General features: G+C 58.7%; 11 protein-coding genes and 1 tRNA gene. 9 read left to right on the plus strand and 3 right to left on the minus strand.

Annotation, left to right across the window (positions count from 1 at the left end; translation table 11 throughout):
* Nucleotide 1: 1 nt before the first annotated feature.
* On the plus strand, nucleotides 2-2,080 hold the full coding sequence (locus tag HZB29_00600) for a sulfatase (protein MBI5814093.1): 2,079 nt from the start codon (nucleotides 2-4) through the stop codon (nucleotides 2,078-2,080).
* Entirely contained in the window at nucleotides 2,077-4,578 is a 2,502-nt protein-coding gene (locus HZB29_00605; GenBank protein ID MBI5814094.1) for a sulfatase, read from the plus strand. Before HZB29_00600 ends, HZB29_00605 begins: the two co-directional genes overlap by 4 nt.
* Nucleotides 4,579-4,631: 53 nt before the next feature.
* Here the strand turns inward: HZB29_00605 and HZB29_00610 are convergent, their stop codons facing one another.
* Together HZB29_00610 and HZB29_00615 are read right to left on the minus strand one after the other, a co-directional pair.
* Nucleotides 4,632-6,314 carry a hypothetical protein gene (locus HZB29_00610; GenBank protein MBI5814095.1) on the minus strand — a complete coding sequence of 561 codons (1,683 nt, stop codon included), beginning with the start codon at nucleotides 6,312-6,314 and terminating at the stop codon, nucleotides 4,632-4,634.
* A gap of 239 nt (nucleotides 6,315-6,553) precedes the next feature.
* Nucleotides 6,554-8,617, minus strand: coding sequence for a methyl-accepting chemotaxis protein (locus HZB29_00615; protein MBI5814096.1), 2,064 nt, complete (start codon nucleotides 8,615-8,617; stop codon nucleotides 6,554-6,556).
* Between the two features lie 257 nt (nucleotides 8,618-8,874).
* Between HZB29_00615 and HZB29_00620 the strand changes: the two genes are divergently transcribed.
* The 4 genes from HZB29_00620 (at nucleotide 8,875) to HZB29_00635 (ending at nucleotide 10,998) form a co-directional block, all read left to right on the plus strand.
* Nucleotides 8,875-9,069 (plus strand): hypothetical protein, encoded by a 195-nt coding sequence (locus HZB29_00620; protein ID MBI5814097.1) that lies wholly within the window; start codon nucleotides 8,875-8,877, stop codon nucleotides 9,067-9,069.
* Between the two features lie 119 nt (nucleotides 9,070-9,188).
* Nucleotides 9,189-10,484 (plus strand): 30S ribosomal protein S12 methylthiotransferase RimO, encoded by a 1,296-nt coding sequence (gene rimO, locus HZB29_00625; protein MBI5814098.1) that lies wholly within the window; start codon nucleotides 9,189-9,191, stop codon nucleotides 10,482-10,484.
* Nucleotides 10,481-10,672, plus strand: a complete 192-nt coding sequence (locus HZB29_00630; protein MBI5814099.1) for a hypothetical protein — start codon at nucleotides 10,481-10,483, stop codon at nucleotides 10,670-10,672. The genes rimO and HZB29_00630 overlap by 4 nt, the downstream gene beginning before the upstream one ends.
* Entirely contained in the window at nucleotides 10,669-10,998 is a 330-nt protein-coding gene (locus HZB29_00635; protein MBI5814100.1) for a divalent-cation tolerance protein CutA, read from the plus strand. Before HZB29_00630 ends, HZB29_00635 begins: the two co-directional genes overlap by 4 nt.
* 144 nt (nucleotides 10,999-11,142) lie before the next feature.
* Here the strand turns inward: HZB29_00635 and HZB29_00640 are convergent, their stop codons facing one another.
* A complete protein-coding gene (locus HZB29_00640; GenBank protein ID MBI5814101.1) occupies nucleotides 11,143-11,568 on the minus strand; it encodes a fibronectin type III domain-containing protein in 426 nt (141 codons plus the stop codon).
* A gap of 185 nt (nucleotides 11,569-11,753) precedes the next feature.
* Between HZB29_00640 and HZB29_00645 the strand changes: the two genes are divergently transcribed.
* From HZB29_00645 to infC, 3 genes are all read left to right on the plus strand, one after another.
* Nucleotides 11,754-12,656, plus strand: a complete 903-nt coding sequence (locus HZB29_00645; GenBank protein MBI5814102.1) for a diguanylate cyclase — start codon at nucleotides 11,754-11,756, stop codon at nucleotides 12,654-12,656.
* Between the two features lie 113 nt (nucleotides 12,657-12,769).
* A tRNA-Val gene (locus tag HZB29_00650) sits at nucleotides 12,770-12,844 on the plus strand.
* A 107-nt stretch (nucleotides 12,845-12,951) separates the two neighbouring features.
* Nucleotides 12,952-13,518: a translation initiation factor IF-3 gene (infC, locus tag HZB29_00655; GenBank protein MBI5814103.1), complete on the plus strand. Its 567-nt coding sequence runs from the start codon at nucleotides 12,952-12,954 to the stop codon at nucleotides 13,516-13,518.
* Nucleotides 13,519-13,521: the final 3 nt, after the last annotated feature.

A 13,521-nucleotide genomic window follows, 5' to 3' on the forward strand; every position in this document is an offset into this window, starting at 1 on the left:
GATGGCGCGAAGGTTGGCGGGTGTTTCCCCGTTAAAATCGGCGGTCATGGGGGCGGTTTTCTTTTCCGCATGGTTCGCGGCGGAACTTGCCGCCTATTCCGGATTCGAGGTGATGGGGGAGACGGACAACACCATAAAGTCCTTCGTCGAATCAAACTATTTCTGGTTCAACATCTTTTATCAGGCGGCCATATTCTTTGCCACGGCAATTATCGGCGCCGCCGCGGGTTTTCTTTCCGGCCGTCTGGCCGGGCGGGTTGGCGGGGGCCGCGTGGTGGCGTTCGGCCTTCCTCTTGCCTTATGGTTCGCCGTCCAGTTAAAGCTCCTTGTCATCCAGCCCCAGTTTTTCGACGGTCCGTTTTTAGACAAGCGCCCGTTGCTTTCCAAAATCGTGTTCTGGCCCACGATGTGGCTTGATCCATCCGTGGCCCAGATAATTGTGATGGCCATTATAGCCATGCTGATCGCGGTCCCGCTGATGGACGCCGTTAAATGGCTGTTCGCGAAAAAAGCCAGGGCCGCCGCCGTCTCGATCCTGGCGGTGGTGATTTTCGCGTGGAACGCCGCATCCGCCTCCATCGCCCCCGCGCAACGCAATGCCAAACGCAACGTTGTGCTAATCGCGCTTGATTCGCTCCGGGCGGACCATCTTTCCATCAACGGCTACGGACGGAACACCACCCCGGTGATGGACTCCATCGCGCGCAAGGGGGCCTTCTTCCCGCATGTGATCGTGGACCTGCCACGCACGTTCCCAAGCTGGGTGTCCATGATGACCGGGGTATATACCACCACCCACGGCGTGCGGCACATGTTCCCCACGGTGGAGCAACGCCAGCTGACGCAAAAGCCGCTCCCCAAGGCGCTGCGCGAACAGGGGTGGCAGACGGCGGTGGTCTCCGATTTCGCCGGGGACATTTTCCCCCGCATAGATTTCGGGTTTGACACTGTGGACACCCCGGACCTAACCTTCGGCCAGATAGTCAGGATGCGAAACCTGGAGATACATCCGGCGTCGCTGGCGTTTTTGAACAACGCCGTGGGATTCCGGCTTTTCCCCGCCATAAGGGAACTGGCGTACAACTGCGACCCGAAAGTGGTGACAGATAGGGCCATCGGCGCCATGAAGTCGTTCAACGGGGACAGACCGTTTTTCCTCGCGCTGTTCTATTCGGCCACACACATACCCTATTCCGCCCCCGGGCCGTATTACAGGAAGTTCACCGACCCGGCCTACGACGGGCCGCACAGGTTCCAGAAAAAGAACATGCTCATGAAGACGGACGTGGAGACGGACGCCTCCGTGCGGCAGGTGAAAGACCTTTTCGACGGCAGCCTTCTGGCCACCGACGCGCAGATCGGCCGTCTGCTCGACGCGCTAAAGGAAGCCGGATACGCGGACAACACCGTGATCGCCATCACCGGCGACCATGGCGAGAACTTCTTCGAATACCGGGCGGAGATCGGCCACGGCAACCATTTGCGCGGCCCCCACGCCGTCACAGTGCCTCTGGTATTGTACGCGCCTGGAAACGATTTCAAGATAAAGCGTGTGGAGCCGCAGGCCAGGATGATTGACCTTGCCCCAACTCTGGCGCAGCTTGCCGGGGCGGCGGAATTTTCCACCACTGGCAAATCGTTGGCGCCGATGCTGGCCGGAGAAGAAACGGAAAGCAGGCTGGCGTACTCTGAAAGCGGCCTTTGGTACGTGGACGAGGGGCCGTTTTTCTTCCAGAAACAGCGCATACATTATCCAGGCATCACCCAGCTTTGCGAGATAGACTTCGACTGGCGGGAGGAAGTGGTGATAAAAAAGCGGTACCATCCGCTGGCCGTCACGGCAAAACACAGGATGGTGTCCGACGGCAAATACAAGATTATCGTGATGCCCACGGAAAAGGGGGTGGTGACGGAGCTTTATGACCAGCGGGACGACCCGGAGGAGACGCGGGACATTTCGGCGCAAAATCCGGCGGCTCTTTCGATGATGATGGAAAAGTTCCGCGCGCAGGTGAAGAACCCCTCCCAGACCGCGTTTTACGGCGGATACGTTTTCAACAGGATGGACTTTGCGGAGTGAGGCTTATTAAAAGTCTCGCAAAAGCCGCTGTGGCGCTGGTCCTGGCCGCATTTTTCCTCTGGCTTGCGTTCTTTCTCGTTTTCGCGTTGCCCAATCCGGCCAGGGTGGCCGACCCGCTGGAGATTATAAAGGACGCCGCCCCGCGCGATAAGCCCGGTCTTGCGATTTATCGGGACCTGATTTTCGATCTGGACGGCGCCCGGGTGGACGCTCCAAGCCTGCCCATAGGCCTTGGCGCCATGAAGGGGACAGATTTTTTCGCCGAATATCCTTTCGCCCATCTTGCCAGGCGCGCCACCATGGCCGTGAGCATGACCCAGGGCAAGCACGCCATGTTCCTTGAACAGCGCAACGCCATATACATGCCCACGCCAGCATCCGTCACGTTTGACAATGTCTTCATTCCCCAAGGCGCGTCCCTTTCATTCGCCACATCCATGATGAGCAGGCTAAACGGCGGCGCCATGCCCCCTGTCACCTTCAAGGTGACGGTCAAGGAAGCGGGAAGCGGCGCGGTGGAGCTTTTCGGCGGGACGCTAAAGCCGGAGCCCGAGTTCCCATACAGCGAGACAGATTTCTGGTATCACACCATCCGCAAGTTCATCCGGATAGACAGCGGATTCTGGAATGGCAAGTGGTATGCGCATAACATTGATCTTTCCCGGTTTGCAGGCAAGAGTGTGAGCCTGACATTTTCGGCGGACTCGGCGGGCGCCTTGTCCCACGGCTTTATCGGCAATCCCCGGATTTTTGCGCCGGACGCGGACAAAAAGCCGAACGTGATTGTGGCGGTGATGGACACGCTGCGGCCCGATTTTATCGGCGCGAACAATCCGGAGGCCGCGGGGCTGACCCCCAATTTCGACAGACTGGCGGCCGAAGGGGCGGACTTCGTCCATAACAGGTCCCACGGCAACTGGTCTCGCGGCTCGTTCGCCTCCATTTTCACGGGCCAGCTTACCCCCGCTTTCGGGTTTGCCGACAGGTGGAGTTTCGGGCGGGAGGAAAAAGCGATTTACAACAAACGCGGCGTCCCGTCGCTGGCCGACGAGTTCCGCAAGAACGGATACACCACCATATCCGTGGGCAACAACCCGTTCGTGTACGATGGCAGCGGCGTCGGGCTGCATCTGGGTTTCGACCAGGCGATAGACATCCAGCGCGAGCCGTATGACACCGATTTTTCCACAGCCGAAATGATACGGTGGGTGAAGGAAAATAACGATAAACGGTTCTTCATGATGTTCACGCTCAACACCGCCCACAGCCCCTTCCGCCCGCCGCTGAAGTACTTTGCGAGGGGATTCAAACGGGATATGAAACTGTTTCAAAATCCGCAGGCGATGTTGTTCCGCGGGGTGGCGGCCTATGCCGACGAGTATTTCGGCAAGTCCATTACGGCGCTTGAAAAATTGAAGCTGCTCGACAACACCATAATCGTCCTCACCGCCGACCATGGCGTGGTGCTATACCGCCCCGGCGCGGTGAAGGCGCACCCGAAAGGGGAATACGAGTGGTTCGCCGCAACCCACACGCATACGTTGTATGAGGAAGAGTCCCGCGTGCCGCTGATAGTGCGATATCCGGCAAAAATCCCCGCCGGCAAGGTATATAAAGCGCCCAGGGGATTGATAGACATCGCACCTTCGATGGTGGAGCTTGCCGGGATAGATTCGAAAGTTGACTGGCCCGGCGTCAGCTTCGCCCCCCAGGCCACGGGGAAGGGGGGTGAAGTATCTATTGACCGCGTGATCACCGCCGAAGGGGAGCAGGTGTGGTCCATGCTGACAGCCGGCGGCTTCAAATACATCCGGCGCGGCCTTGCCATGCCCCGAATTGTGGACACACCCGGCGGCGCCCCGCGCTCCATCCGGGAGGAGGTGTTCAATATCATCGCCGACCCGCATGAGACGCATGACCTTTCCGGCGGCGATCCGAAACTGATGTCGCGTCTGCGGGAGGAGTTCGCCCAAAAATATCCGGCGCACCTCCACATATACAAAATCGTGGCACGGGGGGTGGACAAAATGAAGAACGTCTCGCTGGATATCTCCACGAAAGGAAAATTCATTTTTCTGGACACCGTGCCCGCCGAGGGGAACCCGAATTTGAAGATGGAAGTAAAAGAGAACGGCGGTTCGGCGCGGACTGTGAACCTTTCCGGCATAGGCAGCGTGGCCAGGGTGTTTTTTGAAGTGTCGCCACCAGATGCGCCGGTGACGATAATTGCGCGGGATGAAAAGGGGGGCAATCTCCCGGCGGGCTCTGTGCGGCTGGGCCCGGTGGCGTTGCCCGCCGATGGTGAGGCTGTGACGATGAACGCCGGGCGCGAAAACTTTTATATGGTGGACACGGAACGGCTTGTGGACGAACGGGCCACGGCGGACGGCGTTTACATCACCCTCATCCCATTCGCCAAATGGCGCTCCGACGTGGCGGAGGGGGTGAAGCTGGACCCGGAACTCGAATCGCTGATGAAGAAGTGGGGGTATTTGTAGGGGCGGACCCATGTGTCGGCCCCAATTATTAGTGCGAACACGCAGGTTCGGCCCTAAACGTTTTCCTCCAGCCAGGCGTGCTCATCTGTTTTGCTTTCGCCTCCGGGCGGGGCGGGCTTGGCGGGAGTGTTTTTCCCCTTCGCCCCTTCCACCACCACAACAAGTTCCTGCACGATCCCTTCAAAACTCCGGGCCTGGTCTTTCAACTGTTGCGACGCGGCGGCGGTCTGCTCCGCCGTGGCGGCGTTCTGCTGGGTGACGTCGTCCATGTGGCGTATGGCGGTGTTCACCTGGTCCACGTTCACAGCCTGGTCCCGCGAGGCGTTGGTGATGTTTTCCACCAGCGCGGCCACCTCGTTGACGTTGCTTGTGATGTCGTTCAACGCGCCCCCGGCTTTCAGCGCCGTATGATGGCCGTCTTCCACCCCTTTGGCCACGTTCTGCACACTGGCGATTATGTTTCCCAGCGTGGTTCCCGCCTTTACGGCGGCGTTATTCCCCTTGCCGACCCGCTCTATCACCTCGTCAATGATCGTGGAGGTCTCCTTGGCGGCGTCCGCGCTGCGCCCCGCCAGGTTTCGCACCTCCTCGGCCACCACGGCGAATCCCTTGCCCGCCTTTCCGGCCCGGGCCGCCTCCACGGCGGCATTGAGCGCCAGAAGGTTCGTCTGGAACGCTATTTCATCTATCGCCTTTATGATCTTGCTTATCCTTTCGGTGGAGACGAGCAGCGATTTCATCGCCTCGGTCATCTCGCCGATGTCTCCCCTCCCGTTTTCAGCCTGGCTGCGGGAGCCGCCGGAAAGGTCCTTTATCCGGTCCATCGTCACAAGAAGCGCGTTCATCAGCGAAGAGCCGTCCTCCGCCTCGCTTTTCATGTTCGTAACGTGGCTGTTCACGTTGTCCGCGTCCTTCGCGTTGTGGGCGGTCATGTCCGAGATCGTCTCCAGGCTCGCGGCGGTCTGCTCGAGCGCCACGGCCTGCTTGGTGGCCGATTCGGCTATGTACTGGCTGGCCTCCGCCACGTTGGACGCGGCGTTGTCCACGGATTCCGCGCTTTCGATAAGCTTCCCCATGGCCGAACGCAACGGACCGGTGATGTACCTGCCCACAAAAAAGGCCGCCATGCCGATAATCGCCACAAGCTCCACGATCAAAAGGCCGCTCATCCAGGCCGCGTCCACGTTGCGGCGGTGATCTATGGCCTGCATGGATATCGTCATGCTCACCGCGCCGTTCACCACTCCGGCCTTCCCCTCGTGGCAGTCCATGCAGTTGATCACGCCACCACGGTTTTCCGACATGATGAACGGGACCACGGCCCGGAATATCCTGCGTCCATCCGTTTCCTCCACCACATATTCCTTGACGCCGGTCGCCAGCACCCGCTTTTCCATCTCGTCCTTCGGGTGCTCCTCGGCCGTTCCCCCGCCAAACTGTTCGGCCAGCGCCTTGCTCCGGAAAACCCTGATTTCCTCAAGGCCGACGGTGGTGTTTTTCATAAGTTTGAAGAAGGACTCCCGCTCGCCGATGGTCCCCTGTATCATCATTGTGTTCAGGGAGCTTAAGACGGTCTCCGCAATGCCGTCCACGAAGGCCTTCATCTGCTCCGTGGCCTGCTCGTCGGCCCTGTTGAGCGAAAAAAGGATGTTAAAAGCGTAGAAAACACCCAATATCCCGGCAAGGGAGACCATGAGTTTTTTGCCGAGACCAAGACGGGTAAACCAACGGAACATATTTTCCCCCATTGCAACGTATTAAACAAGGGCCGGACGCCAGCCAGGAGATGAGATATGGAATGCCCGGCCCGATGGCCGATCATTGAAGCTGATTATGCCCCCGGTTATATTTGTTTGTCAAAATCTTTAAGGCCGGCAAACACTCTTTTAAAATACATATTTACCGGTTCCGGGAGATGGGGCCGGTTGATAGGCCTCGTGAGGTATTAAAAATCAGACCCGCCCCGGACGCGCTCTCAAACGTTGGCGGCCAGCCAGGCTTTTTCGGCCTTTGCCTTTGCGCCGTCCGGATGTTTGTCCGTTCTGGAATTGGCTCCGCCGGAGCCGTGGACCATCGTGATGAGCCGGCGCACTATGTCGTCGAAGCTTTTCGCCTGAGCGTCCAGCTGCTCCGCGGCGGCGGCGGTCTGCTCGGCGGTGGCGGCGTTCTGCTGGGTGACGTCGTCCATGTGGCTGATGGTGGTGTTCACCTGGGAGATGTTGGAGGCCTGGTCCATGGATGCGCTGGCGATCCCTTCGATGAGGGCGGCCATTTCCTTTATGTCCTGCGTGATTCCGGAAAGGGCCGCTCCGGCGCTTTGGGCCATGCGGTTTCCCTCCTCCACGCCGCTGTCCACCTTTTCCACGCCGGCGATGATGTTTTCCAGCGTGGCGCCCGCCTTGGCCGCCACGTTGGCGCCTTTGCCGACCCGTTCTATCACCTCGTCAATTATGGTGGAAGTTTCCCTGGCCGCCTGCGCGCTGCGCCCGGCCAGGTTCCGCACCTCTTCGGCCACCACGGCAAACCCTTTGCCCGCCTTGCCCGCCCGGGCCGCCTCCACCGCCGCGTTTAGCGCAAGAAGGTTCGTCTGGAAGGCGATTTCGTCAATCGCCTTTATGATTTTGCTTATCCTTTCGGTGGAGACGAGCAGGGATTTCATCGCCTCGGTCATTTCACCCATGTCTGCCCGGCCGTTTTCCGCGAAAGACTTCGAATCGTCCGAAAGCTTCTTGATCCGCTCCATCGTGGTCAGCAGGCCGGACATGAGCCTCGCGCCGTCCTCCGCCTCGCTTTTCACGTTGCCCGCATGGCTGTTCACGTTGGCCGCGCCAGCGGCGCTGTGGCCGGTGGTGGATGCGATGTTCTGGAGGCTCGCGGAGGTCTGCTCCAGGGCGACGGCCTGTTTGGACGCTCCCTCCGCCAGGGCGTAGCTGGACTTGGAAATCTCCCCGGCCGCCGAGGTGATCTGCGCGGAGCCTTCCGAAAGCGCGTTTATTATCCCCAACACCGGCCGGATCACATACCTTGTCACGAAAAACAGCACCGCCGCGAAAACCGCCAGCGCGAACAGCGAAAGCAGCGAATTTACGATGATGGTGTTCCGCGCCTGGGCCACGCTTTTCTCCGCCGCCGCCCCGGATATCTGGCCGACAGCCCTGGAAATGTCCAGCGCCGTCCCTATCGCCTTTGTGGAACGTTCTATCCACGCCGCGGCGGTCATCGGGTAGGGCGCCTCTTCCGCGCTGGCCTTGAATATCTCCAGCCGCGTTTTCTGGTAATCTTTCAGGAAATCCTCCTCGAACGCGCCTATGGCGGACCTAAGCTCCGGCGGGGCGGTGCTTAGATTCTTGACGGCGAGCGTCTGCGCCGCGGCGTATTCCACCACCGCGCGGAACGCCTTGAGTTTTTCCACGGCCTCCGGCGATATCTGTTTTCCGGACGATATGGCCGAGCCTATCTGCGCCCGTTCCCGTCCGGCGTATTCGGCCAGCGCCGCCACGTTGGCCCGGAGCGCCGCGTTGTAATACAAAACACCCTCTTTCGGATCTTCGGGGACGAACGCCGTGTTCCGAAGGCTAAACTCCGCGTCTATGTTCGCGGTGGCCTTTGCAAACCATTCGCCCTGCGGGACAGCCCTGCTTTTCACCGATTCCCTCAGCGATTTGACCTCCGCGCGGATATTTTTCCACTCGTCATACCGCGCCCTGAAATCCGGCGCAACGTAGCCGGCCAGGTATTTTTCGCACAATTCGCCGGCGGCGTCCGCCTCCACGTCCCCCTTCGCCCCGGTTTCGCCGAATTTCGCCAAAAGGGGCGCGGGCGGGTCCTGGGAGCTTATGATCGTGGCGCCGATCCCTCTTTCCAGAGCCTGCCAGGCCGCCGCGATGTTCAAATGCCCCGCCATCTCGTTGAGGATGGAATAGCGAACCGCCTCGCTCCTGTCGCCCAGAGCGCCTTTGACCAGGTAAATCGAAAGTCCAAGGCTTACCGCCAGCATCAGCGATATCATGCCGGTCAACTTGCTTTGCAGGCTTTTCATGGCGTCCTCTTTTTCTCTATGGTGAAAGGAAGTGAAAAAGTCAACCGCAGTTCCGCGGCCGCGGCCCCCATCGCCACATCGCGGAAGTTAAGATTTCACACGGCGGAAAACATAAGATAGATGACCGATGAATCTTAATGCACGGTTAAAATAATGTCATAAAACATTCCAAAAATAAAGGGCTCAATATTATTTGATCTTGTCTAAAAAGTGGGTTAAAATGAACGTTCTTGTAAATTTTTTCGGAGGTTTGGGATATGGTGGTCAAAGCGAAAAATTCCCTTGCCTGCAGGCATTGCGGTGGAGCCATGATAGACAGGTTTGATGAGCTTACATGCGTGATGTGCGGACGTCCGTACGCACACGTTTGCGATAATTGCAGGAATCTGGAGACTGAAAAACAGGTGGTTGGCGCATCCAGAAAACAGGGCAGGAAAGCCAGCGCCGCTTAAGCGGATTTTCAACCACAAATAGGCCGGCGGGGGGGAAAGACCCCGCCGGTTTCTTATTCCAAAGCCTCTCCCGCTTTCACCGGAGCGCTTATTCAACTTCACTCTGTTATACTTGAAAGATGAAGAAAGTTTTTCTTGTCTCCTTGGGCTGTCCCAAAAACAGGGTCGATTCGGAAAAGACCCTCGGCGCGTTGAAAAGGGCCGGGTTGCGGATCGTCACCGACGAGTCCCAAGCGGACATCATAATCACCAACACCTGCGGTTTCGTGGCGGACGCCAAGGAAGAGTCTGTGGACACCATCCTTGAAATGGCCCAGATTAAAAAAGACAATCCCAACGTTAAATTGGCGGTAATGGGCTGTCTTTCCGAGCGTTATCGCGACGAACTGAAGGCCAATATACCGGAGATAGACCATCTGTATGGCACGGCGGAACTGGAGACAATAATCGCGGACCTGGCTCCCGAAAAAGCCCACGCCGCCGCCGATCCGGACACCGGCTCCAGGATCATCACCACTTCGCGCCATTGGGCCTATCTGAAGATCGCCGAGGGGTGCTCCAACAAATGCACATTCTGCGTGATCCCTTCCATCCGCGGGCCGTACAAAAGCGTGGACATGGAACCGGTGGTGGCGGAGGCGGCCAACCTCGCGGCAAGGGGGGTAAAAGAGCTTGTTGTGGTGGCGCAGGACACCACCCTGTACGGGGCGGACCTGAAGATGAAAAACGGCCTGGCGTCGCTTTTGCGCAAGCTTGCCCAAATAGACGGCATCCAGTGGATACGGACAATGTACATGTATCCGGCGCTGATAAACGACGGGCTTTTGGATGTGTTCGCGGGGGAGGGGAAAGTTGTGCCGTATTTCGACATACCGCTCCAGCACGCCTCGAACCGTATATTAAAGAGCATGGGACGGCCTGAGACCAATTCGTCCATCCGCACCTTGCTCGAAAATATCCGCGCAAAGGTTCCAGGCGCGGCCATACGCACATCGTTCATAACCGGATTCCCGGGGGAACGGGACGAGGACTTCAACGAACTTTTGCGCCTGGTGGAGGACGCCCGGTTCGACCATATGGGCGCTTTCACATATTCCCCGGAGGAGGGGACCCCGGCCATTGACATGGAAGAGGCCGTGGACCCGGAGGCGGCGGCAGAGCGGCTTGAAATATTGATGCAGGCCCAGGCGGAGATTTCCGCCGGGACGTTGAACGGCAAGGTGGGCAAGGTGTACGAGATACTTGTGGACGATCCGAAGCCGGAGGAGCCGCTGCTCACCGGCAGGCTTGCCACCCAGGCGCCGGAGATAGACGGATGCGTGATTCTGGACGGTGTGGAGGCAGAGCCGGGGACGTTCATCAAGACGCTCATCACCCAGTCGTCCGAGTACGACCTTGTGGGGGTGGCGGCGTGATCCGGGCCGCGGCGTATTACCTGGGAAGGGCGATGCAGGTGATGGGGATGCTCACCGCGGCGGCGTCGCTTATCGCATTCTTCAACGTGGACGGCCAGATGGGGACGATGATGAAGCTTGCCGGGGCGGGGCTTGCGGAGTTTTATATCGGCTACGGGCTGATCGTGTTCGGCGGGGTCAAAGGATGAGTCCTTCAAACCCGATTGTGGTCCTTGTCACCGCGTCCGGCGAGGAGGAGGCGGCAAAGATAGCTGGGGAACTTGTATCACGCAGGCTCGCGGCGTGCGTGAACATCATCCCCGGCGCGCGCTCCATATACCGATGGGAAGGGAAGATTTGCGACGGGCGCGAGGCTTTGATGATAGTGAAGACCACGGCGGACAAGTTCACGCGGCTTTCGGAGACGGTGGCGGAGCTGCATTCGTATTCCACGCCGGAAGTGATCGCCATGCCAGTGACGGCCGGGTCGGAAAAATATCTTGGCTGGGTTTTCGATAGCGTTAAATCCGCGTAGCTCCGCTTCCCCGTGGCCGCCGGCCACGGTTCCTGATCGTAGCGCCGGCATCTTGCCGGCAATCGCTCCCGGATAAAACGGCGGGGCGCATAACACCCCGCCGCGTATAAATACAATACTAAGGTTCAGACGCGCTTTGCGTGGTCAATACGATCCCCAGCCTCGGCGCGCCTTTTTTTCCATCGCTCCGCCCGCGGGGGCGAAGACCTCGGCGGACTCTCCGCTTTCACCCCCGGGGCCGACCGCTGTGACGGCAAAATAATAAGTCTTGCCGATTCCCGGCCCCGGATGCGTGAAAGAATTGGCCTTCGCGCTATGCGTCATGGCGTCGGCCAGCGACCTGTAGCCTTTCACCGTCACCCCCGGTCTGGACGCCATATAGATGTTGTACGACTCGGCCCCCTTGACCGCGTCCCAGGCAAGCGTGATGGCCCCGCCTTCTCCGGCCGCCGCCTTCAAGCCAGTGGGAGCTTTAATTGAATCCGTTCCGGCCAGCGCCAGCCCGGACACGAAAATCACCGCCGCAAAAACGCCGATGATGGTTCTGATCGTTCTGATTGTGGGATTCATAGACACCTCCGTAATGGAGTTGTTTGCGATGGCCCTTTTGAATGGACCATTCCTTTTCTCAAGTTCCATTGTACCGCGCCGCCAATGATCTCGCCTCCAAAAAATTGCGTGTGCCAGGCTCTTTTGTGCTATATTTCCTCCTTAATTCAATATTTGTTATTTCAGTCTGACCACAGGGAGTCCCGATGACCAACAGTCAGGGAAAACCATCCGGCAAGGTCTTGATCGTGGAGGACTACGAAGCAGTCCTCCATTTGATGGAGCGCCGTTTGCAGAAAGACGGCCACACTATCATCACCGCCCAGAACGGCGTTGAGGCCATTGCCAAAATGTACGAGTTCGTCCCGGACGTGATCATCGCCGATATCAAGATGCCGGACATGGACGGGTTCGAGCTCTGCAGGAAAATACGGGCCGAAAGTTTCTGGAAGGACATCCCGTTCATATTCATAAGCGCAAAGGACGACCTGGACACCAAGCTTGCCGCCTTTGACGTGGGAGGGGACGATTATCTGACCAAACCTTTCCAGTTGGAGGAACTTGCGGCGCGCATCAGGGTGAACATGGAGCGGGTGAACAAGGTCCGCTACGAATCGGAGACAGATTTTCTCACCGGCGCGCTCAACAGGCGGGCCATGGACAAAAGGCTGGAGGTGGAGACCCGGCGCAGCGCGCGTTACGGCCATATGTTCTCCGTGGCCATGGTGGACCTGGACCACTTCAAGAAGTTCAACGACAAGATGGGGCACCAGGCCGGGGACGTGGCCCTGCGGCATGTTGCCGACCGGCTGATAAAAAGCCTGAGGGACATGGACGTGGTGGCCCGTTTCGGCGGCGAGGAATTCGTGGTGATATTGCCGGAGACAAAAAAGGACGGCGCCGCGCTGGCCATCGAAAGGATACGCGAAAAACTCTCGCAGGACCCCATTTCGTTAAACGGCAAAGGAGAGGCCAGCGTGACCATGAGCGCCGGAGTGGCCGGATTCCCGGACGACGGGAAGACCACTGTGGAGATAATAAACGCCGCCGACACCGCGCTGTACAACGCAAAGGCCAACGGCCGCAACCGCGTGGTGATAAGCCAGTAGCGTCCTGGCCGCTGGGCTCTTCCTTTTAGCCCCTTCCCCTGTTGACGCATCCTCCCAATAATAAATCTTGACTGGCGGTAACTATTTGAGGAAAATAACCTATTCTGACGGCTGGGCGCGTAGCTCAGGGGGAGAGCGCTTGCTTGACACGCAAGAGGCCGATGGTTCGAAACCATCCGTGCCCACCATGAGGGCCGCCGGAAAGTTTGCTGATTATTGACGGCCGGGCGCTTTGGCCCAAGGCGGTGCTGGACCGCCACGGCGGCGCGGCGGCCTTTTGTTCAGGAGTGTTTTTATAACAAAGTCGTTAAGGGTCAACAACCAGATCCGGTCGCGTGAGGTGATGGTGGTTGGCGCGGAGGGCGCCCAGCTTGGCGTTCTGCCAATAGAAGAAGCGTTGAGCCAGGCGTATGAGGCGGAGATGGACCTCGTGGAGGTGTCGCCGAACACCGTTCCGCCGGTGTGCAAGATAATGGACTATGGCAAGTTCAAGTACCGGCAGAGCAAGAAGGCGCACGACGCCAAGAAGAAGCAGAAGATAATAAAGGTAAAAGAGGTCAAGATCACGCCGGGCACGGAGGAGCATGACTACCAGTTCAAGCTCGCCCACGCCAAGCGTTTCCTGGCCGATGGCGACAAGGTGAAGATAGCGGTGTTCTTCCGGGGAAGGGAGATCACCCATTCCGAACTGGGGCTTAAGGTGCTAAAAAGGTTCGAGGAGGACCTCACCGAGTTTTGCGTGGTGGAGCAGGAGCCCCGGCAGGAAGGGCGCAACATGCACATGGTGGTGGCGCCCAAGAATCTGGTTGGTGAAGTTAAGAAGCCTAAAGCGGCGGACGAAGAGCCGTCCGGCGTGGAATAACGG

The organism is Nitrospinota bacterium (assembly GCA_016235255.1).
In the GTDB taxonomy this organism is placed as follows: domain Bacteria; phylum Nitrospinota_A; class UBA7883; order UBA7883; family JACRLM01; genus JACRLM01.

What these genes read in the sequence shown, in the direction of transcription:
- HZB29_00600 (MBI5814093.1), top strand. Translation starts at nt 2, where the DNA reads ATGGCGCGAAGGTTGGCGGGTGTTTCCCCGTTAAAATCGGCGGTCATG.
- HZB29_00610 (MBI5814095.1), bottom strand. Translation starts at nt 6,314, where the DNA reads ATGTTCCGTTGGTTTACCCGTCTTGGTCTCGGCAAAAAACTCATGGTC.
- HZB29_00615 (MBI5814096.1), bottom strand. Translation starts at nt 8,617, where the DNA reads ATGAAAAGCCTGCAAAGCAAGTTGACCGGCATGATATCGCTGATGCTG.
- HZB29_00620 (MBI5814097.1), top strand. Translation starts at nt 8,875, where the DNA reads ATGGTGGTCAAAGCGAAAAATTCCCTTGCCTGCAGGCATTGCGGTGGA.
- rimO (MBI5814098.1), top strand. Translation starts at nt 9,189, where the DNA reads ATGAAGAAAGTTTTTCTTGTCTCCTTGGGCTGTCCCAAAAACAGGGTC.
- HZB29_00635 (MBI5814100.1), top strand. Translation starts at nt 10,669, where the DNA reads ATGAGTCCTTCAAACCCGATTGTGGTCCTTGTCACCGCGTCCGGCGAG.
- HZB29_00640 (MBI5814101.1), bottom strand. Translation starts at nt 11,568, where the DNA reads ATGAATCCCACAATCAGAACGATCAGAACCATCATCGGCGTTTTTGCG.
- HZB29_00645 (MBI5814102.1), top strand. Translation starts at nt 11,754, where the DNA reads ATGACCAACAGTCAGGGAAAACCATCCGGCAAGGTCTTGATCGTGGAG.